Genomic DNA, 20,718 nt, shown 5'->3' on the forward strand with positions numbered 1-20,718 from the left:
GACTTATGGCCTAAAAGAATGAGCAGGCAAATCTGCTTATGGTTTTTAAAAATTAGCAGGATATTCCGGTGATTTGACTGTTGGATTGTCAAAAACCGGATAACTAAGAGGTGCATTATGTCAGGCTCCGTTCATTCATCAGAGTTCACTTCGGCACGCATTCTTGTGAGCGGCAGCGGCCCTGCGGGAATGATTGCGGCACTGGCGATGGCGCAGGCGGGCTATGATATTCTGCTCGCGGGTCCGGTAAGCGATCAGGATGACCGGCGCACCACAGCATTGATGATGCCTGCTATTGAATATCTCGACAGTCTCGGCGTTTGGCAAACGATCCGTCCGGATACAGCCGCCCTCGCCTCCATGCGCATTGTTGACGGCACCCGCAGACTGATCCGCAGTCCTGCGGTGACATTCCGCGCTTCAGAAATCGGCACGGAAGCTTTCGGCTATAATATTCCCAATCTGGTGCTGAACCGGGTGCTGCATGAAGCTGTAACCGCGCATCCGCGCATTGCCCGTAATTTCAGCAATGCTACCGCCTATCAGCATAATGCAGACAGTATTTCTGTCACTTTCAGCGACGGACAGGTTGTGACCACTCCACTGGTCGTGGCAGCTGACGGCCGCAATAGTCTGGCACGTGATGCAGCCGGCATTCAAACCCGCCGCTGGCGCTATCCGCAAACGGCAGTTGTGTGCTCGTTTAGCCATAAAGTTCCGCATCAGAATATTTCGACCGAATTCCACACCGAGGACGGCCCTTTCACGCAGGTGCCGCTCCCCAGCAATCGCTCCAGTCTCGTCTGGGTTGCCAATCCGCGCTATGCTGAAAAGCTGATGGCGCTCGACAGCGAACAGCTTGCCCGTGAGATTGAAACAAAAATGCAATCCATGTTGGGCGAAATCACGGTTGATACCAAACAGCAGGCATGGCCGCTTTCCGGTCTGGTACCGCTGAAATTTGCAGCCAAGCGTACCATTCTGATCGGCGAAGCAGCGCATGTTTTCCCGCCAATCGGTGCACAAGGCCTGAACCTCGGCACTCGTGACGTGGAAACACTGATCTCCGCTTTGAGCAAAGATAAGCAGGATGCCGGTTCTGATCGCGTGATCCGCGCCTATGACAGCGGTCGCCGCCCTGATATTCTGGCACGTACCGGCTCGGTCGATGTTCTGAACCGCACGCTGTTGTCAGACTTCCTGCCAGCACAGATCATTCGCGGCACGGGATTGGAAGTCCTGCGTGTTGTACCGCCGCTGCGTGCTTTCTTCATGCGTGAGGGGCTGCGTCCCGGTGGCGGTTTCAAAGCCCTGCTGCCGTCTTTCACCGCAGCGAATAAGAAGACGACACTGCCAACTGTCACGCCACATCACGACGGATCACAATGAGTGCTTTTGAAGTAAAATATGCACGTTTCCAGATCGGACAGGTGGTGCGTCACCGCCTGCTGCCGTTTCGCGGTATTATTTTCGATGTTGATCCGGAATTCGCCAATACGGAAGAATGGTACATGTCCATTCCTGAAGCCTCACGCCCGAAACGCGAGCAGCCGTTTTATCACGTGCTGGCGGAGAATGAGGAAACGGATTACGTAGCCTATGTTTCCGAGCAAAATCTGGAAGAAGATGAAAGCGGTGAACCGCTGCGCCACCCGCAGATCGGTGACTATTTCGACATCGACAGTCAGGGCGAATATCGCTTTAAAGCTGCACCTCTGAATTAAAGTCCGCTTAAAAGCGGTGAGCGCCATTGTTTAAACCTCTCTTTGAGGTGATTGAGTTGCAGACTATCCGGCAGGATGACATCCATTCCGCCGTCATAAACATAAAATAGCTGCGTTTTTTGATTTACAAACAAAATGCCTGATATTTCCCCATGAAGAATGAGAGAAAATAACTCGTCAAATGCGCCGCTTTTCCAATGATCTTGTTTATAGAGAAAACGGGATTTGCACTTATCTCTATCATTGTCAAAATATGTTTTTATACCTGAACTTTTAAAACCCATCCTGAGAAAGCTTAAAGTTTTACTGGTTGCAGATTTTTCAATGTCAGTATCAGACACTAACCAAAGTGGTTCATTCTCATTGAAAATTGCAGAGGCAATGCTGTTAAATCGCTCTAAAACCTCCTGCTGCTCAGCAACATTAGAAGGATAGCGCTTTCCTTCAGGCAATGCGTAAAAGCGTACCCATTGCTGCCGTTTTTCTTCCCGCAGAAGATACATCAAAGGCAGCGAGCCTGAATATATACTATTCCAGAATTGTGAAAACGGGGTGCTGCGCATGGATACCTGCTTTAAACAATAAACAAAAAGGCCGGATTGCTCCGGCCTTTTTTATATCGATTATGCACGACGAAGATCCGGCGGTGTTGCCTCTTCGCGCAATGAGCTCAGTGCTTCATCCAGCGACATTGGTGTCTGGTCGCGGGAGCCGAGACGACGTACATTCACTGTACGCTCTTCTGCTTCACGCTTACCAAGCACCAGAATAACCGGTACTTTCTGCAGCGAGTGCTCACGCACCTTGTAGTTGATCTTCTCGTTGCGGAAGTCAGTTGTCACCTGCAAGCCTGCTTTTTTGAACAAGTTAGCAACTTCCTGACCATATTCATCCGCTTCCGAAGTGATCGTTGCCACAACAACCTGAATTGGTGCGAACCACAGCGGCATATGACCGGCAAAGTTCTCGATCAGAATACCGAGGAAACGCTCCATCGAGCCGCAAATAGCGCGGTGAATCATAACCGGCTGCTGCTTCTCGGAGTTGTTATCGATATAGAATGCACCGAAGCGTTCCGGCAGGTTGAAGTCAACCTGCGTTGTACCGCACTGCCATTCACGACCGATCGCATCTTTCAGCGTATATTCGAACTTAGGACCGTAGAACGCACCCTCACCTGGCAGAATGCCGGTTTTAATGCGACCGCCGGAATTGGCTTCAATTGTCTTGAGCACTTCGCCCATAACGCTTTCCGCACGATCCCACAGCGCATCATCACCCACGCGCTTTTCAGGACGTGTGGAGAGTTTCACGGTGATCTGATCGAAGCCGAAATCGGCATAAGTCGAGAGGATCAGGTCGTTAATACGCAGGCATTCATCCGCCATCTGCTCGTCTGTACAGAAGATATGCGCATCATCCTGCGTAAAGCCGCGAACACGCATCAGGCCATGCAGTGCACCGGATGGCTCATAACGATGCACATTACCAAATTCCGCCATTTTGATCGGCAGATCGCGGTAGGATTTCAAACCATGTTTGAAAATCTGCACGTGGCCCGGGCAGTTCATCGGCTTCAGCGCGAAAACGCGGTCATCCTCAGTGTCATCACCGGCAGTGGTGACCTTGAACATGTTGTCTTTATACCAGCCCCAGTGACCGGATGTTTCCCAAAGGGATTTATCCAGCACCTGCGGTGCGTTGACTTCCTGATAGCCATGATCGTCGAGACGGCGGCGCATATAGCTGACAAGGCTCTGGAACATGCGCCAGCCCTTGGAATGCCAGAACACAACGCCCGGACCTTCTTCCTGAAAATGGAACAGATCCATTTCACGACCAAGGCGGCGATGGTCGCGCTTTTCAGCTTCTTCCAGCATTGTCAGATATTGCTGCAGATCAGCATCATTCGCGAAAGCTGTACCGTAAATACGGGTCAGCATCGGATTGTTGCTGTCACCGCGCCAATAAGCACCGGCAACTTTCATCAGCTTGAACGCATTACCGATCTGGCCTGTGGACGCCATATGCGGGCCACGGCAAAGATCAAACCAGTCGCCCTGATAATAGATCTTCAGATCCTGACCTTCAGGGATCGCGTCAATCAGCTCAACCTTATAGGATTCACCCTTATCGGAGAAAACCTGCTTGGCTTTTTCGCGTGTCCAGACTTCGCGTGTGAACGACTTGTTGCGGGCAATGATTTCACGCATTTTCTTTTCGATAACCGGCAGGTCATCGGGTGTGAAAGGCTCATTGCGGGCGAAGTCATAATAGAAACCGTTTTCGATAACCGGTCCGATTGTGACCTGCGTGCCAGGGAAAAGCTCCTGCACAGCTTCAGCCAGAACGTGGGCGCAGTCGTGACGGATCAGCTCCAGCGCACGCGGATCTTCACGGGTGAGAATCTCGACTTTGCCTGATGCGCCAAGCGGCTCGGACAAATCACGCACGGTGCCGTCAACCGCATAGGCGACAGACTTTTTAGCCAGTGATTTGGAGATGGATTCGGCAAGCGCCAGACCGGTCATGGCCGGATCATATTCGCGCTGTGAGCCGTCGGGAAATTCGAGAGTAATAAGATCAGACATTGTCATCCTCATCCAGTCCCGCCAACGATTGCGGGTGGTTATTTAGAGCAAAATAAAAGCTTTCCGGCTCCTGCAAAACGAAGTGCAGATGCGACCGGCAGTGTCTCTATAATCAATCTAAACGGGGAAATAAACCTTTCCCCCGTAAAAGCTTAGTCATTATCGGGTTTTGCAGCGGAAATGTGCCAATAACGCCACGGAAAATACCACTTATAGCGCGGCTCCAGCACTTCCGGCACGCGATCAATGCCGCATGTGTCGAACGGCCCGCAACGCATAACCCGAAACAAGCCCATCCAGCCGCCGGTCCACAAACCGTAACGGGCAATAGCCTCATAGGCATATTCGGAACAGGTCGGCATATGGCGGCAGGAATTGCCGATAAAGCCTGATAAAGTCAGCTGATAAAGCCGCACAAGCCCTGTACCCAGCAAACGATCCGGTGTCTTGCGCCATGCGCCCTGATAGTTACGGCTGTATTTTTTACGAGGTTTGGTTTCAGGCTGCGGGCACATATCGCTTACACGGCAGCTTTTGCGGCAATCTGATCCAGACAGTCAACAACAGCGTCAAATGTCAGCAAAGTGGATGCATGACGAGCTTTATAATCACGCACCGGCTCGAAAAAACGCAAATCTTCAAAGCGCCCTTCAGGCGGTGCACCATTGTCTTTCAGCATTGCAGTCATTTGCGCCTGCAATTCACGCAGTTCAGCTTCTGTGGAGCCGATAATATGACGTGCCATCACCGAGGATGTCGCCTGCCCCAAAGCACAGGCCTTTACCTCATGCGCGAAATCTACGACAATACCATCTCTGACTTTGAGATCGACAATCACTGTAGAACCACAAAGTTTTGAATGTGCCTTAGCTGTTGCATCCGGCGACTGAAGACGACCAATATGCGGAATGTTACCGGCAAATTCGAGAATCCGGGCATTATACATATCATTGATCATCCGGTTTCTCCTTCAGCATGTTCCGGCGCATTGCCGGACATGATTGTATAAGTGGCTATATAAATATTTCATTTCAAGCCGCTATAGAGAATAGCACAACCGAAATACGACATAAATCGGCTGTCTTTGCTCTTTTAATATCTTCGACATACTTTATATAGGACAGGCATTTGCCTTTTGCGGATATTTCCGCGACAGTCAATGCAAACAGGCAGAGCAGGCCTTTGGCTGCATTCTGCAAAACGCCAGACAACTGCCCCGACATAAATGCCAAGCCTTCAGCGGTACAGCTAAGATTACCGCCTGAGCAAGCTTCGTAACAGTGTCCGTTTAACTCGTCTCTCCACAGAGAGAGACTACGGGAGCTCGATATGAACAAGCACATTTCCGATTCACAGACCAGCAATGTTGCACGCCCGACAAAGGCTGAGGCAGAGGCCGCTGTAAAAACATTGCTGCTCTGGATGGGAGAAGATCCGTCGCGCGAAGGGGTGCTTGAAACCCCGAAACGCGTGGCAAAAGCCTATAAAGAACTGTTTTCCGGCTATCATCAGTCTCCGGAAGAAGAGCTTGGCACTGTTTTTGAAGAAGTTGCCGGCTACAAAGACATGGTTCTCATCAAAGACATCAAGTTCTTCTCGCATTGCGAACATCATATGGTGCCGATTATCGGCAAGGCACATATCGGCTATCTGCCGAATGGCTCCGTTGTCGGCCTGTCGAAAATTGCGCGTGTCGTTGATATGTTTGCCCATCGCCTGCAAACTCAGGAAAGCATGACTGCGCAGATTGCTCACAGCATTCAGAATATTCTCAAGCCCCTCGGCGTTGCTGTCTTGATTGAAGCGGAACATATGTGCATGGCTATGCGCGGCATTCGCAAACAGGGATCAACCACATTGACGACCACCTTTACAGGTGCTTTCGAGCAGGATGTTGCCAATCAGGTTCGGTTCATGACCATGCTGCGGAGCGGTTCATGACCAAACTGCCTGCCGATTTCCCTGCGCAGACCGACAAGCACAGCACCGAAGAAGGTGCTGTCTTTGCGCCCCGCTTTGACAGTTCAGGCCTGATAACCGCAGTTGTGACAAGTGCGGATGACGGCGAATTGCTGATGGTTGCGCATATGAACAGCGAAGCCCTGCGGCTGACACTGGAAACCGGCATCGCCCATTACTGGTCGCGGTCACGCAAGTCGCTTTGGAAGAAAGGCGAAACCTCCGGCAATCTGCAGACTGTTATTGAGATGCGCACAGACTGCGATCAGGATGCCCTATGGCTCAAGGTCAGAGTTGCCGGTAATGGCCCGACATGCCACACAGATCGTCACTCCTGCTTTTATCGCACGGTAGACATTTCAGGCAACAACGTCATTTTACATAAATAAATCAAACTATTAGATTTATTACTTGATACGAAACACAAAAGCCCTGCGTAATATTAATTACGCAGGGCTTTTTGTCTGGAGGACGGTTCTTTCGCCAAATATCAAATCCGGCGAAAGAAATCTTGAAGACATGAGAGGCGTCCTTCACCTCCCGTCAGATTATCAGAACTTGTAGTTTACACCAACGCGCACAGTGTGGAAGTTGGTTTTAACTTTGGATACATCTGCACCGTCGCTGAACTTAACTTTGCCCAGATCAGTGTAGAGATATTCTGTCTTCAGAGTTACATTGTCAGTGAAGGCGTGTTCTACACCGGCACCGGCAGTCCAGCCAGCGCGGGTCTTGGAAGCGCTTTCAGACGCATCCAGAGCAGCACTATAACCTTCGATCTTCACTTTACCGTATGCAAGACCGGCTGTACCATAGAGCATGGTGCGTTCAGCAATGTCTGCACCCAGACGACCGCGAACAGTACCGAACCATTGAACTTTACCTTTTACAGTGCCTTCGTAAGCGCCGGCTGCATCATAGAAATCAACCGACTTCTTCATGGTCGAGCCCTGGAAGTCAGCTTCGATACCGGCAACAACCTGATCGAACTGCCAGTTGTAACCAGCCTGCACACCACCAACAAAGCCACGTGGCTTGATGCTGACGCCGTCTTCTTTCATTTTACCAAAACCGTAACCGGCATTGGCACCAACATAACCACCTTCCCAGCTGAAGGTATTCACTTCAACGGCTGGTGCAGGTTCGTTGTAAACGATAGCGTCTGCAGCCATTGCAGTACCGGAGAACAGAACAGCTGCGGAAGCAGCGAGGATGACTTTATTAAACATGGGAGAACCTCAAAAATCTTTCTTGATCTTGTTTTACACCAACCGGACAAAAATGCTGTAACAATATTGCAACACGTATATTCAGAAGAGCTTATGGTTACTATTGCGTTAATTTGAAAAATCAAAGTAAACACAAATAAACTTCAATATAATTACTTAATTGACAATTAATAATAATTAAAATTACATTAAATTTACATAATTCATATTGTTTTGTGCGTTTTCTGCAATTTATAACCGTATGAATTGCCTTGCACTGCAATCGCATGAAAGCCATAGTCTGAATATACTTGTTCCTGTATTCTGGTTGCAAACACAGGTATATTCGGGAGATATTGCATGCTTTCATGGGTACCGCGCCGCCGCACGACTGCTGCTGCCAATGCACCGGCTCAGGCGGAAATTCCCAAACCTGTTATTCTTAAAACACCCCAGCCAATTGCTCTTGCTTTAGGCGGCGGTTCGGCACGCGGATGGGCACATATCGGCGTATTACGCGCACTCAATGAAGCCAATATCAAAATATCTATGATTGCAGGCACCTCAATAGGGGCACTTGTGGGCGGCTGCTATCTGGCAGGAAAACTGGATGAGCTGGAAGAGTTTGCACGCTCCCTTACACGCAGACGCATGTTCAGCCTGATGGATATTACATTTCGTGGCAGCGGATTATTCGGCGGCATGAAACTGGATCGCAAATTGCACCAGCATCTCGACGGGTTGAATATTGATGACCTACCCTGTCCTTATGTGGCTGTCGCCACTGAATTACGCACGGGTCACGAAATCTGGCTCTCCACCGGCTCACTTATTATGGCAATGCGCGCCTCTTATGCGTTGCCGGGCGTTTTTGAACCGATCCGTTACGACCACCGGCTGCTTGTGGACGGCGCATTGGTCAATCCGGTTCCGGTTTCCGTATGCCGTGCTTATGAGCAGCAATTGGTTCTGGCCGTCAATCTCAACTATGACCAGTTCGGCCGCGCAGCCGTAGTCAAATATACAAGCCCAGCACGTGCCGGACAGGAAGACACAATAAGCCCTGCTCAGGCAGGAGTCATAAGCCATGAATCGCGCTTGGGCATAACCGGCGTCATGATGGACGCTTTCAATATTATACAGGACAGAATCTCGCGCGCCCGTATGGCCGGCGATCCGCCGGACATCGCTTTGATGCCAAGCATCGGCCATATCGGCCTGACCGAGTTTCACCGCGCGGCTGAAACCATTGATATCGGCTATCAGGAAACCCGAAAACAGCTGGAAAATATTGAAAGACTGCAACGCGTCATCTTTTGAATCAAAAATTCCGGCTTAAAAGACGAAACTTTTCAGTTTTTTGACAGTTTGATTCCGGAAAATATGGCGAACTAACTACCCAGTGAAGAAAATAGCCCCGCTTCATCCTATTGAAGGGATTATAAAAACGCGGTTTTGCGGGAGAAAAACGGGCTTCTGTGAATTACTTTTAAAAAAATGCAATGAAACGAATAATTTGGCTTGTCACTGCAATAGTGATTTGCTACATCGCCCTCACCGAAGCAATTCGGTTTCTACCACACAGTGCGGTCGTGGCGGAATTGGTAGACGCGCAGCGTTGAGGTCGCTGTGGGGCAACCCGTGGAAGTTCGAGTCTTCTCGACCGCACCATTTGGCTTTCATTGCCCCTTATATTTCAATGACATAACAGTTTCAGCACTTCTTAGGTACACATTCGAGTACACAGGAAGTACACAATGGGTTTGTCGCTGAAATACGTAGTCCTGACAAATGCTGGCACTTGGCATTACCGCCGTAGGGTTCCTAAGGCAGCTCGGACAACCTTCCCTCAGAGTGAATTTAAAAGACTGCTTGGCGACAGTCGACGTGAGGCTCTGCGTAACTGGCCGCATGTCCATGCTGAGTTTGAACGCCTGACCTCGAATCACGCAGCACAACAACGCCCTGTCCCAATAGCTAGAGACCAACTGCGCTCTATGGATGTATCGACAGACTCTCATTCAGAAGTGATTGTCAGCACCCCACCACTAGCACAAGCAAAGGCAGTCATCACAAAGCCAAAGCCCTGAAACCAACCTTGGCAGATGCAAAACAGCTATACCTACAAGAGCGCATTATCGGGGATATTAACGAGCGTCATAAGACTGCCCGTATTGAGCGCGTTATGACTCACCTTCATGCAGTGATTGAGCCTGAATGCTTGCTGTCCGACCTCACCCGTAACCACGCTCGTGAAGTCCGCGACAGGATGTTAAACGAGCTGGAAATGACACCTATCACAGTCAAGCGCTATCTGTGTGATGTGAGCGCTATGGTAAATCTCGGTCTCAGGGAGTTTGATATACGGGACGCAATAAACCCGTTTCTTAATTTACCGATCAAGATTGATACAGTCGCCAGAGAAGAACGAGACCCACTTCCTGCTGATGTAGTGATAGCTATGCGAGAACGCCTGTCTGCCCATGCAGCATCAGATATATGGAATTTATGGCGGATTGTGGAAGGTACGGGTTGTCGCCTTGGTGAAGTAACCGGCCTGCTCAAATCAGATGTGTATACAGACGATCAAATTCCCTACATTGATCTGGTCTTCCATGTCCACAGACGGCTCAAGACAAACGGCTCAATCCGTCGTGTACCACTTGTCGGAGACGCATTAATTGCAGTCAACAGCGCCCTCAAAGAAGCCGGAGACAGCCCCCTCCTGTTTCCCCGCTATGGTCGTGTGCGTGGTGCTGACAGTGCATCAGCCACCCTCATGAAGCATCTCAGAGCCATTTCTGATAACCCGAAGCACACCATCCACTCACTCCGTCACGGAATGGAAGACAAGTTAACCCGAGCTGGTGTTTCTGAGTTTGACCGTAACCTTGTTCTCGGACACTCAAGCGGCGGTATGAGTGAGCGTTACGGTGGCGCTGAGGTGAGATTAGAAATGGCACATAAGGCATTGATGAAAACTACAATGAATGACTAGGTCAACACGGACTTTTACATCATGCTTAAATACAGTAGAAAGCTGTACATTCATAACCAAAGCCCGTCACACTGGTTTTCCTCAGAGGACCATAACGCATATTGTCAGCCTTGATACGGTGCAGAAGAAGACCCTGGCGTCTAGTGTTATACGCATGAAGCTTCAGCAAAACAGAAGCGGGAGTGTGTTGGAGGTGTGATGCTGCCGACAGCAAAAACAATCAACCTCAGTAATTAATTTGAGATGTTGCGACCCTACCCCCCGAAATTACTGGTTCACTCAATATTGTTTCGATCCACGTTAACTGTTCTTTATCGGGAATGGCAATTTTAGCCAGTACAGTGGCATCTTGCTTGAAAATTTCTTCTCGCATTAGATTTGCATCTTTAAAGCCACCTAGAACGTCGATCATTGAAGCTGCATGGGCGAGAAGAGCCATTGTTTTATCGAAGTCGTTTTCTGCCTCTTTTATATCAAGCGCCAAAGTTGCCCTAGCCAAATGGGAGGCCGTTTCAGCAGGACTATATCCACTTTCAAGACTTAATAGAGCAACAGCTAAACCGAATTGAGTAGTGTGATATCCGAGTTTCTTGAGGAGAACTACCGCCTCTTCTAGAGGATCAATTTTGCTGTTTGATAGTTGATTACTAGTCTCTTGAAGAAATTTTTCACCTAGATCAGATATCCAAAAATACACCGTTGACGTTTTGTTTTGACGGAATATTTCTTGCCAGAACCCCAACCTTTCCAACATTGATACTGAATTTATAAGGTTGCTGGATGACAGAGTAGCTATACTTTTTGATACATCTGAAAGAGGCATGTTGATCGTGATTTGTATTTCATTCCAAGTCATGGCAGGAACTTTCAGCTCCCTATTGGATTTTGATACTGCTATCAATCTGTACGGATGCCCTCGCGCAATGACCTCTAGAACGTTGCGATCGAAATTCGAAATTTCATCTAACATTCACCCTCCAAAATTATCTATAAAGATTTATGAAGTCGTTCTTTAAGTTAGCGTAATCAAATATTAATTCAGTTATATTGAGAAGACAATATTTTATTATTCAATCAGACGAAGCAATATTAATTTTCGGCCTATATTCGTTAGTGAAAAATATTGAACACTATCGCGGATGGTATTGTTGCTTCATTTTATCACGTTTTGTATTAGCTCTAGCTGTTCTTTATTTTGATTATTATGTTGCTTGGTAACAGTGCGGCGCTATTTCTGCAGCGCAACACCGTATCGCGTCTCGGATTGATAGCCCGAACGAAATCGACTGGTGTCATCCAGTCAAAGCTGGAATGTGGACGATAATTATTGCAATCTCTGTACCAGTTTAAAAGTACAAATCGTACGTTAACGAGTCACGAGAATAGAGTTTCATGAATAAAATTGTCTCGCGGCCGTGCGTTACAGCTTTTGATAAAAGCGTTTTGTATAGGCTTTCTAGGCGCAACAAAACACCAGTTCAATTTGGTTCGATCTGCCCATTTCATAATTGCATTATTTGTGAACCCACTATCATTGTCGCTGGCAATCATATGATGGTTAAGTCGAGTGTTGTTTCTAATTGATTGATTTTGATAGCTCGACATGCAGGGTTGTGTGGCAAGATAAAAAGGTGGCATGAGTACTCCAAAACAATTCACTGGAAAATACATAATCACCCCATAACAATCACAGCCCCCACATTGCCAAGGCTTTCTCTGCCGCTGCTGGTTCGTCCTTAATGCGGTAGATGGTCTGACGTGAGAGGCCGGTCTCGGTTGCCGCCTGAGTGACCGAGGCACCTTTACTCAGCAGATCAATCACTTGATCGTATTTTTCACGGCTGTAGCTGGGCTTTCTGCCCTTGTAATCATTCGTATCAGCCTTGGCCTTAGCATTGGCAATACCAGCCTTCTGAGCCTCTTTCGTTGCTTCTGCCTGTGCTTGTGCTGTTGCCGCCATGAACGCTATCAGTGCGTCTCTTACGGCCATTTGAATGGGGTCTGTGGTGGAGCCGTCAAAGGTCATGTTATTGATGACAGTACGGATAATCACACCACGACGAATGAACTCTCTGATTGTGTCTGTCACGTCTGCATAGTTGCGGCCTAGACGATCAACCCAGCGAACCACCAGCATATCACCAGAACGTAGCATATCAAACAGACGCTTGCCCTCAGGCCGGTCTTTCATCAGGACGTTAACACCGGAAACACCACGATCAGCAATCACATGGTCAAATATAAAGCCTGCCGCCTCTGCCTGTGCTTGTTGGTGGTCGAGGGTCTGCTCTACTGTCGATACACGAGCATAAAGAAAGGTTGCCATGTGGTCTCCGTACATGTCCGTTAGGTTATTGTCCGAATGAATATCTGTACGAATAACAATAGTCAACCCTAACGGGCAAAAAGAAATGTACTTTACGGACGACCGTTGAGGCATACCCTTATGGACATTCCTATTGATTTCAGTAGCTTGACTATGGAGCCTGTCTATAGGAGAGAAGGAATTGGGAGCGCCTCATACATTACCCTGCTAGTCACCTGCAATTAGCAGTAGTCACACAGCCTGTGGAGACTAGGGAACTGGAGACCAACTCCAGCTTATTCAATGTATGGAGGCTGGATAATGAGCGTTGCTTCGTCTCAGAAATCTAACTTCGTTTATTGCCTAGGCATTCTGTGCCGTGGCATTGATCGCGTTCATAAACTCGTGGAGATTGCTGAATTTCTGATGAGTTTATTTGATGCGATGAGTTAACGATTGTTAAAGGCGCTCCCGCTTTTCCTCAAGGAGAATAAGACTATTGAAACAGGTAGGTAGTTATCGCATGGCACTTGCTACTCGATATTGGCAGGCTGCAAGATTGGTAATCCAACATCAAATTCGCCCAGTGGAGCATTTGGAACCAGTAGGTTACCTTCTTGCAATGTGCTCGGAAATTGCACTGAAGGCTTTTCTTTCTGAGAAGGGGATGAGCGATGATCAGTTAGCAAAACGTCTTGGACATGATCTAACCAAATGCTTGCGACAAGCCATAGACAAAGGCCTGCAGCTCGGTGAGCGTGAAGCAGAGTGTATTCTGAATATGCGAGATGCTCATATGAACCATTTCAATAGGTATGGAATGCCGTCAATAAACGGAAAACTCAAGCTAGGGGCAGTTCTACTTACAGATGAAGTGCAGTCTCTTGAATGTACGGCAATCCTGATTGATAGAATTTCAGAGAAACCGAACGTCTTACGGGATAGGCATCAACACCCTGCACCACTCTCTTGGCCTATGCCCCCAGCTATCGAACAACCTATCACTCTCCACAATCTCGACCAGATCAATCAGAGAATTAGAGAAAGGTTGAAGGTCGTCGAACTAGTGAATTCAAGACACCCCTGAGAACCGTCAGAATATAACAATTATTTACGTAGTTTTTAACTTGGAGGCGGCAAGGGGGGAAGCGTGGTTTCCATATATCTGATTTGGGGTCTCAGATTTTTCTACCAAACATTTCCCCCGTATACCTATTCTTAAGGCATTTCCCGACGAGGCAGCTCAGCAGTCAGGAAGTTGAACATCCACTGCATAGGCAAAATACGCTGCATAGGCAGAAGGTCGTAAACAGCCTTAGCGTCTGGACGTGAGTAGTCATCACCAAACAAAGCAGTGATAATACCTGACGTGGCATTTCCAGCAGTACCGATAAGGTCACCTGTCGGGTTACTTGTCCAGAGACCTGTCAGCCCGCTTGAACGGAAATCAAGAACCGTTTCGCCGGTCGTGAAATACGCCCCTGTGTCGATCATCATAGGCACCAAAGACGACTCCGAAGAGCGCATAAAACCAGCCAAAGCCAGATTACCGAACTCCAGTCTCTGTGCCAGTTTACGTTCCCTGTCAGGGTCGCCAATGAGCTGCAAATGAGATTGAGCAGCATAGACCAGACTACCGACGATAGCCCCCGTAAGAAGCTGCATAGCGGCAGGAAAGTCCCTCATGTTGATACCCTGCAAGAGACCACGAGTGTAAGCCCCAACGGCAAACGAGCGGAACTGTAAGATGACTTTTCCAACTGGGGTGGTCATTATCTTAGCAAACTGACCTGCGTCATTCTCCAAGATCATACCTTTAATGCCCCTGTAAAGAGCATCCTCATAAGCAGCACGAACCGCTGTAGGCCAGTTATCCTTACCAAGGGCGAGTAGTTTACCGTTCTCACTCTTACCGTGCTTGCGAATAGCATCATAAATGCCATTCACCTGATCATCATTCAAACCAGCTAAGCGAAGACGTTCCATTGAGATAGGTTTACCGCCATTAGCCGCCTGAAACATTTTCTGAGAGAATGTCCGTGCTGCGTGTTTCTGCAACAGGTTGTTGATTGGCACCATGCCAGACCATAACGCTACCGCCTGATTGATACGGTGCATCTTAGGCTCTGCCCAGTCCATTGCCTTGCTGTACTTTGAGTCGCTATCATTGAGATGCATAGGAATGCCGAAGTCGTCCGTATGAACCAACCGCTTACTAATCTCAAAGTCACGACCAATAGCAACCATGTCATCAATCTCAGCACCCAGCTCGTCTGTGAGCTTACCTGTCCTTATGGTGTTCATTAGCTGACGGAAGGCTGGCAGAGCGTGGTAGCTGGTCTTGAAGCCCATCTGTACGATAGCACGGGAACCTTCCGGTATCTGAGAGAAACCCACCTGCCCCATAAGTCGAGCAAAATTGAAGTCTCTGAGCAGACGTAAGAAGCGCGGGATGTTGCCTGTCTCGGAGTAGTTAGGGATACCGGCAATAGCATTATAAGCGAACCTGAGGTTTTCAATATCTGCTTCTGTACTGAGATTGGTATTGCCAGTCTTACGTTCCTCGTCAGCGACCGCCTTAACCTTCTCAATGAAGGTATCCAAATCGCCGGACTTGCGGAAACCATCAACCAGCAGTTCGCCGGTGTCAGAGAGCGGGTTCGGTATCTTAATATCGGCTAGTGCCAGCTGACCGGACATTTGGTTGTTATACATCCTCATGAGAAGGTTGCTGTCGCGGATATAAAAGTCACTGACCTTGACTGCATATTCCTGACCGTTCGGGTCTCTCAGCTTCATCTCGTGGTTTTCATCCAGCATGATACGATGTTTCACCCGAGAGCTACCGCCAGCGTCCTTATTAGGCTCAGAACGCTTCCGACTTACTGCGCCCATGATTTCTTCAATCTCAGCGTCTGAGAGAAAGTCACCATTGGCTTTGGTCTCTGTGAGGAAGTGACGGAGGTCATCCATATCTTCACCGGACAAGGCACGAGCTGCTGTGTATTCCTGACCATTGCTGAGTTTATGCATGCGGTCAGCAATAGCGAAGCCCATCTTATCGGCCAGCTCAGGTTTAATCTCAGGCTGGTTCTTACGGATAGCCTCAGAGAACAGCTTTGTTACACCGGTATATTCCCCGTTAGTAGGGTTCTTCTGAAAGCCGAACTTGGTCAGCAGGTCGATTGAAGCACTGCGATCAGGGACACGAGGGACGTAGTTCTGTGCGCCAATCTCAGAACGAACGATACCGGCATCACTGGCCTTCTGCCACCACGACTGCATGATCTTGTTCCACTGCTGCCCAGCCGCCTGCACTTCCTTAGGGAAAGCAGCCTTAGCCAGATCATCAGCACGGACGTAATCAGTGACCATATCGGAGAACTTAGAAAGCTCCTGCTCGGTCTTTGTCCACGGCACGTTATTGTTCTTTAAGAACGCCTTGCCCTGTTCGTTGAAGGTCATCGCCCAGTTTGCATCAGCTACACGTTGATACCGGCGCTTACGCTCAGTCGCAGCGATAGCCGTGACCTCGCCCTTCATGGCATTGCCGGTCGCATCTTCAACAAAGTATTTGCCGACACCGCGAACCATTGGATTGCCAGACTTGCCTAGCTGAGCAGCAAGATCGAAACGAGCCTGCCCGAAGGCCAGCTTGTAGGTCTTGTCAAACTCTTTCCATGCACGATGCTGCTCACGGGCATCGGTACGTAAGGTCGGCTCCACATACCCCACCTGCTTAGCACCGGCAGAAGAGCCGAGAGTGTCAGCTTGTGGTGCAGGTTCTTTGTGGAGGTTACGCGCCATATCTTCAATCAGAGCGTTCTCATCTGCCAATACACGGTCAGCGTGACGATACTGGTTAAAGATACCGCCCATGATGATACCAGTGCCAATGGAGTATTTTAGATCTGACCATTCCTTTGTCGGGTTCGTGGCGATCAAGGGAATGTCCACAAGAGCGTTTGCAGCCGCGCCCTCAGCAGCACTTAACGCCGCCGTACCAATACGACCGAAACGAGCGCCCAGAGCTGCTGGAGCGCCGATACCGCCAGTTGCAGCCATAACACCTGCCGTTGCTGCCCATGCAGCTGGGTCAGTCACAGCCGCTGCAATGTTAAGAGCTATACCAGTACCGCCCATCATGGACAGCTGACGGTTGCTCTCAATCTGGTTCATCAGACGACTACGAATAGCGTCTGCATGTTGTGCCGAAACTGCCCCTTCAAACTCTTTCAGGTACTCAGTAGGAACACCCTCACCGACCCGCTTCATCTCCTTTTCATCAAAGGTATAGTCGGGGTCATCAGGCATGTTACCGAGGAACCGGAAGGGAGCCAGTAGAGACCATTCATTCTGGACAGCAATCTTTGCACCTTGCCAGAGACTTGGGGCTTCCTTCTCACGGCGTTCGTCTTCCTCAATCTGTTTCTGACGGGCTGTGAACTGGTCGTCTTGGCGGGTCGTATCAATGTCACCTATCGCTACTTGAGTGCGGTTAGGATTGATACCGTCATGAGAACGAAAGTCACTGGTAGCGTCAATTGAGCCTGTTGTGGTGCCGCCTTTGACAAGCGGAGTGCCACCGACCGAATTGAGCTTCTGCGTCCACAAATCAGCGAACTGCTTGCCGGTCATGGTCATGGCTTCACCACGACGAGCGGTCGGGAGATTACTTGCTACAGCCTTTTGACCGACCAGCTTATAGGCCAGCTCATCGCCACGCCGGAGAATTGCAGAAGCACCGCCAGCGCCCTGCTGATGTGCCATATAGATTTCACCGCCGGTCGGCTCACGACCAAGACGGCTGGTCAGGACTTTCTTGTTTGCTAAGAGAAGACGCATAGCTGCATCAGCATTGGCCTCAGGGTCGAAGGGGGAAGCCCCGTTACCATACTGTTGCCATGTTGAGGGAATGAATTGAAACAGGCCGGAAGCCTTACTGCCCTTGTTAAAGGCGCGTGGGTCGAACGTCCCGCCTGTCTCAATATGCGCAATGCGCGTGGCTAGATCAGGGTCGATACCGTAGCGGGTAGCGGCAGACGTGATGATTTCCTTTGACGTTCTAGCCATAGGTTACTCCGTTATTTCTTTTGATTGGTTTTGATGACCACCACGAAGACAGCAAAAAACGCTCTGACACCGAAATGGTGCAAAGTGCTGATGATCAGAATTGTTCGTGGTGGCGGGGGAGTATCAGACCAGATTACCTATGAGGTCGGTTGTCATGAATGACTGCTGGTCGTGATTGTCAGTGTTTGACGGTGTTCAAGTTTGTTTTTCGGGTGGTTGTACTCTTGTGTATATACCCCGTACAACTAGGGTAAAAACATATTGGCTTTCATCTCTCTCAGTTCAGACAACTGCTTAGAGCGCGTCTTAAGAAACTTGCTGACCACCTGCTGAGTTACATCAAGAACACCGGCAATCTTTTCCTGTGTTAGCTGGGGCAATGTATCAGTCAGCCAACAGACCATCATTTGTACGGTCATGTCATTTCGACAACGATCAGATTGAAACCGTCGCAATGACTCTCTGGCAGCAACAATCTCTGTGGTGTAGGTCTTATCATGGTAGTCCTGAACAGCTTGTTCCCAACGCTCTATGAGCCAAAGAACAGCATCAGGGCTAACCACATCAAAAGGATACTTATTACCCCTACAATGTAGACGTTTACCCCAGCCCTTGGTCGTCAGCCAGTCGGCCAATCTGTGACGGTTATATCGTCCATCATTCTCTAGCTGTAAGAAATTTAGCTCTTTGAGGATGACGGTCATCTCCCTGCGACCACAGGAAAGAAACGCTGCAAGCTCTTTTAGTGTCAGCCAGTCACCAGAACTGACGGAAATAATCTCTCCTGTTTTACGATCTATAATTTCGTTTGTATATTCCATGTTCATTCTGCTGGTTACACAACGACACGACAAAACACCCCGCTGGTCATATAGACAGGCAAGGCTCTGATCGCGATTGTGATTTTGGTGAGTGTTGTAAGACCATATCCCTAATTGTCGGGTGTCATGATTGACTGTGGTCTTGATGCTCTATGGTGGTGATGTTCACTCTGACAGGATTGTTAAAGAGATAATAAAGGTATCCTTAGGGTATCTATACAAGGAGGTTATGATTTATCACCATCACTACCGCCTAAAGAAAATCAAAAGATAATCGTATTCTCATACTCTCTTTATGTCCTTTAGATATGGTGGTCTCAGAAATCATGTGTCTGTGTATGTAAACGGGAGGGGGAATTTTCTCCCCTTCCATATGGAGGGGGTAATTGATTTCATCATATAGCGTCACCGACGAGATTTTATTTGTGAGAATATCCTCTTTATCCAAGGCAAATAAAAATTTGTCAGTAACGCAATATGACTAAACATCCCGCTCAATTATGAGGTGTATTCCGCACCTCCTCAAAGGCATCAAGAAATTCTTGTGCAGTAGCGCGGGATTTTCGTCCATATAAACCACTTATGCGCATAAGACTGTTGAAACCAGATTTTGTCATATTGAATGAAGTCACACGGAACACGCCACTAGAAAGCGTATAGGACGCGGGTAGAAATTCATCTGCAAAACTGGATTCGCTGTAAATAAGTTCTTTGATTTTGCTCAAAACAGCCTTGTGTGACTTACCGAGCATTTCAGCTACATGGCGGCTATTAGCTGTGGCTGGTGCATCAAAATGATCGTTTACGATTGGTGTGTTTATATCGTACATTTGAATAATCCTTCTTTGACTGAGCAGTGAAAGCCCCGTGTGTAAAAATGCATATGGAGGGGGTAATTGATTTGCTCGTAATGAGAGTGCTGATGGTTGTTTTGTAGGGCAAGCTAGAGGGGTAGCTTAAAATACAAAAGGCGCTCTACGAGCAATCTCTAAGGATATTTTAAGTGTCACCTCATTTCAGTAATGACCTGAGCCTGCTTAGTGTTCTCTTGCTTGAGGCGTTCAACCTTGCCCTGCAAGATCGTCATGGCTTTCAGGACGAACTCGTCTTCATCCATCTCACCAGACGTGACCTTCTCTTCGCCCATGATGTAAGCACCATCTTTGCGCATAGCTGGGAGAACTGTGTCTGTTACCCAATCTTGGAAAGGTCGAGCTTCTGGTTTGTCCGAACGCATGACAAGACGATTGAGGCCACCTTCTGAAATGCAGGTAGCACCGCGATTAGGAAAGCTAACGTGGGTCGAACCCACCATAGACTTTGTAACCTGTTGGTGTTGCTCATCGTTGAGTACATGCATTGCGTATGTTGTCTGCCTAATCTCCAGCACACGGCAAACGTCTGCCGCCACGAACCAAGGCTGGTCAGCAATGGTGACTACGCGAATTTCATTACTGTTGAAATTGAAGGTTGTGAGGACGAGACCGTTGTTTTAATTGCACACCTTATTTATATAAGCAGAGCGGAACGGCCATTTTGACCGCTCCACCCTCTGCGCTTAGAGGAAGAAATAAAGGGCTACAGTTATGCAGACTGTGGCCTTTTTCTTTTTAAAACGCAGAGGATTGTAATTTAATCGTACTTATAGAGTGCCTAGTAGTTTCTCTTTATTATGTAGTTGCTCGGCTTTCAGCGCATGACGTTTTTTAAAAGACCACTGAGGTACGTCATAAGTTAAGCGCCAATGACCAATATACACCTTGAAAACAGTCAAATCTTCGATATCCCAAAACGCGCTAAATTCACGCTTCTCAAGCGCTGGTTCAACATTAGCAAATGCCTCTCCAAGCCATTTTGACCTGAAATAAAAACGGCGAAGGCTATAAAACTCAAATGTGCTTTGTTGTGTACGAATAACCATTCTAATTACTCCTCTAGCGATTTGGATGAGGGCAATTGACACCACATTTAATGCTGCAGTCAATGAATTTTATATAATAAATTCAATGACTTATCCACTTATGAATAGGTGGATTTCA

General features: G+C 48.4%; 18 protein-coding genes, 1 tRNA gene and 2 pseudogenes. 9 read left to right on the forward strand and 12 right to left on the reverse strand.

Translation table 11 applies throughout. From position 1 onward, the window contains the following. The first annotated feature begins 117 nt into the window (after nt 1–117). Nucleotides 118–1,389 (forward strand): UbiH/UbiF family hydroxylase, encoded by a 1,272-nt coding sequence (locus BKD14_RS08730; protein WP_075655262.1) that lies wholly within the window; start codon nt 118–120, stop codon nt 1,387–1,389. Further along, nucleotides 1,386–1,724 carry a heat shock protein HspQ gene (gene hspQ, locus BKD14_RS08735; RefSeq protein WP_022712123.1) on the forward strand — a complete coding sequence of 113 codons (339 nt, stop codon included), beginning with the start codon at nt 1,386–1,388 and terminating at the stop codon, nt 1,722–1,724. The genes BKD14_RS08730 and hspQ overlap by 4 nt, the downstream gene beginning before the upstream one ends. On the opposite strand, the gene BKD14_RS08740 is transcribed toward hspQ, so the two are convergent. The 4 genes from BKD14_RS08740 to BKD14_RS08755 form a co-directional block, all read right to left on the reverse strand. Continuing rightward, entirely contained in the window at nt 1,721–2,287 is a 567-nt protein-coding gene (locus BKD14_RS08740; protein ID WP_139316370.1) for a hypothetical protein, read from the reverse strand. The two genes, hspQ and BKD14_RS08740, sit on opposite strands and share 4 nt — an antisense overlap. Nucleotides 2,288–2,347: 60 nt before the next feature. Next, entirely contained in the window at nt 2,348–4,315 is a 1,968-nt protein-coding gene (gene thrS, locus BKD14_RS08745; RefSeq protein WP_075655266.1) for a threonine--tRNA ligase, read from the reverse strand. 152 nt (nt 4,316–4,467) lie between these two features. Further along, the gene (gene yidD / locus BKD14_RS08750) at nt 4,468–4,830 is read right to left on the reverse strand and encodes a membrane protein insertion efficiency factor YidD (protein WP_075655268.1); all 363 of its coding nucleotides are present in this window, start codon (nt 4,828–4,830) and stop codon (nt 4,468–4,470) included. 5 nt (nt 4,831–4,835) lie between these two features. Beyond that, entirely contained in the window at nt 4,836–5,273 is a 438-nt protein-coding gene (locus BKD14_RS08755) for an iron-sulfur cluster assembly scaffold protein (RefSeq protein ID WP_075655270.1), read from the reverse strand. A 371-nt stretch (nt 5,274–5,644) separates the two neighbouring features. On the opposite strand from BKD14_RS08755, the gene folE reads away from it, so the two are divergent. Both folE and hisI read left to right on the forward strand, forming a co-directional pair. Continuing rightward, the gene (folE, locus tag BKD14_RS08765; RefSeq protein WP_075655274.1) at nt 5,645–6,256 is read left to right on the forward strand and encodes a GTP cyclohydrolase I FolE; all 612 of its coding nucleotides are present in this window, start codon (nt 5,645–5,647) and stop codon (nt 6,254–6,256) included. Further along, nucleotides 6,253–6,663 carry a phosphoribosyl-AMP cyclohydrolase gene (gene hisI, locus BKD14_RS08770; protein WP_022709988.1) on the forward strand — a complete coding sequence of 137 codons (411 nt, stop codon included), beginning with the start codon at nt 6,253–6,255 and terminating at the stop codon, nt 6,661–6,663. Before folE ends, hisI begins: the two co-directional genes overlap by 4 nt. A gap of 162 nt (nt 6,664–6,825) precedes the next feature. Here the strand turns inward: hisI and BKD14_RS08775 are convergent, their stop codons facing one another. Next, nucleotides 6,826–7,503, reverse strand: coding sequence for an outer membrane protein (locus tag BKD14_RS08775; protein WP_075655276.1), 678 nt, complete (start codon nt 7,501–7,503; stop codon nt 6,826–6,828). A gap of 339 nt (nt 7,504–7,842) precedes the next feature. On the opposite strand from BKD14_RS08775, the gene BKD14_RS08780 reads away from it, so the two are divergent. The 4 genes and pseudogenes from BKD14_RS08780 to BKD14_RS08790 all read left to right on the forward strand — a co-directional run. After that, the gene (locus BKD14_RS08780; protein WP_075655278.1) at nt 7,843–8,802 is read left to right on the forward strand and encodes a patatin family protein; all 960 of its coding nucleotides are present in this window, start codon (nt 7,843–7,845) and stop codon (nt 8,800–8,802) included. Between the two features lie 266 nt (nt 8,803–9,068). Beyond that, nucleotides 9,069–9,153: transfer RNA gene (locus tag BKD14_RS08785), tRNA-Leu, on the forward strand. An 86-nt stretch (nt 9,154–9,239) separates the two neighbouring features. Continuing rightward, nucleotides 9,240–9,425, forward strand: a pseudogene (locus BKD14_RS19095) (DUF6538 domain-containing protein); the annotation flags it as partial. A gap of 146 nt (nt 9,426–9,571) precedes the next feature. Further along, nucleotides 9,572–10,480 (forward strand): annotated as a pseudogene (locus BKD14_RS08790) (site-specific integrase); the annotation flags it as partial. A 226-nt stretch (nt 10,481–10,706) separates the two neighbouring features. On the opposite strand, the gene BKD14_RS19010 reads toward BKD14_RS08790, so the two are convergent. Further along, entirely contained in the window at nt 10,707–11,450 is a 744-nt protein-coding gene (locus BKD14_RS19010; protein WP_083646944.1) for a hypothetical protein, read from the reverse strand. Nucleotides 11,451–12,167: 717 nt separating this feature from the next. Beyond that, on the reverse strand, nt 12,168–12,806 hold the full coding sequence (locus BKD14_RS08800) for a recombinase family protein (RefSeq protein ID WP_075655280.1): 639 nt from the start codon (nt 12,804–12,806) through the stop codon (nt 12,168–12,170). 502 nt (nt 12,807–13,308) lie between these two features. On the opposite strand from BKD14_RS08800, the gene BKD14_RS08805 reads away from it, so the two are divergent. After that, nucleotides 13,309–13,872: a hypothetical protein gene (locus BKD14_RS08805; protein WP_075655282.1), complete on the forward strand. Its 564-nt coding sequence runs from the start codon at nt 13,309–13,311 to the stop codon at nt 13,870–13,872. 131 nt (nt 13,873–14,003) lie between these two features. On the opposite strand, the gene BKD14_RS08810 is transcribed toward BKD14_RS08805, so the two are convergent. The 5 genes from BKD14_RS08810 to BKD14_RS08830 form a co-directional block, all read right to left on the reverse strand. Continuing rightward, on the reverse strand, nt 14,004–17,858 hold the full coding sequence (locus BKD14_RS08810) for a transglycosylase SLT domain-containing protein (protein ID WP_075655284.1): 3,855 nt from the start codon (nt 17,856–17,858) through the stop codon (nt 14,004–14,006). A 245-nt stretch (nt 17,859–18,103) separates the two neighbouring features. Next, nucleotides 18,104–18,679 (reverse strand): hypothetical protein, encoded by a 576-nt coding sequence (locus tag BKD14_RS08815; protein ID WP_075655791.1) that lies wholly within the window; start codon nt 18,677–18,679, stop codon nt 18,104–18,106. 494 nt (nt 18,680–19,173) lie between these two features. After that, a complete protein-coding gene (locus BKD14_RS08820) occupies nt 19,174–19,509 on the reverse strand; it encodes a Rha family transcriptional regulator (RefSeq protein WP_075655286.1) in 336 nt (111 codons plus the stop codon). A 176-nt stretch (nt 19,510–19,685) separates the two neighbouring features. Next, nucleotides 19,686–20,126: a BRO family protein gene (locus BKD14_RS08825; RefSeq protein ID WP_075655288.1), complete on the reverse strand. Its 441-nt coding sequence runs from the start codon at nt 20,124–20,126 to the stop codon at nt 19,686–19,688. Nucleotides 20,127–20,321: 195 nt separating this feature from the next. Beyond that, complete coding sequence (locus tag BKD14_RS08830; RefSeq protein ID WP_075655290.1) at nt 20,322–20,600, reverse strand: hypothetical protein; 279 nt, start codon at nt 20,598–20,600, stop codon at nt 20,322–20,324. Nucleotides 20,601–20,718: the final 118 nt, after the last annotated feature.

Origin of the sequence: Pseudochrobactrum sp. B5 (genome assembly GCF_001939785.1) — a bacterium.
GTDB lineage: Bacteria > Pseudomonadota > Alphaproteobacteria > Rhizobiales > Rhizobiaceae > Pseudochrobactrum > Pseudochrobactrum saccharolyticum.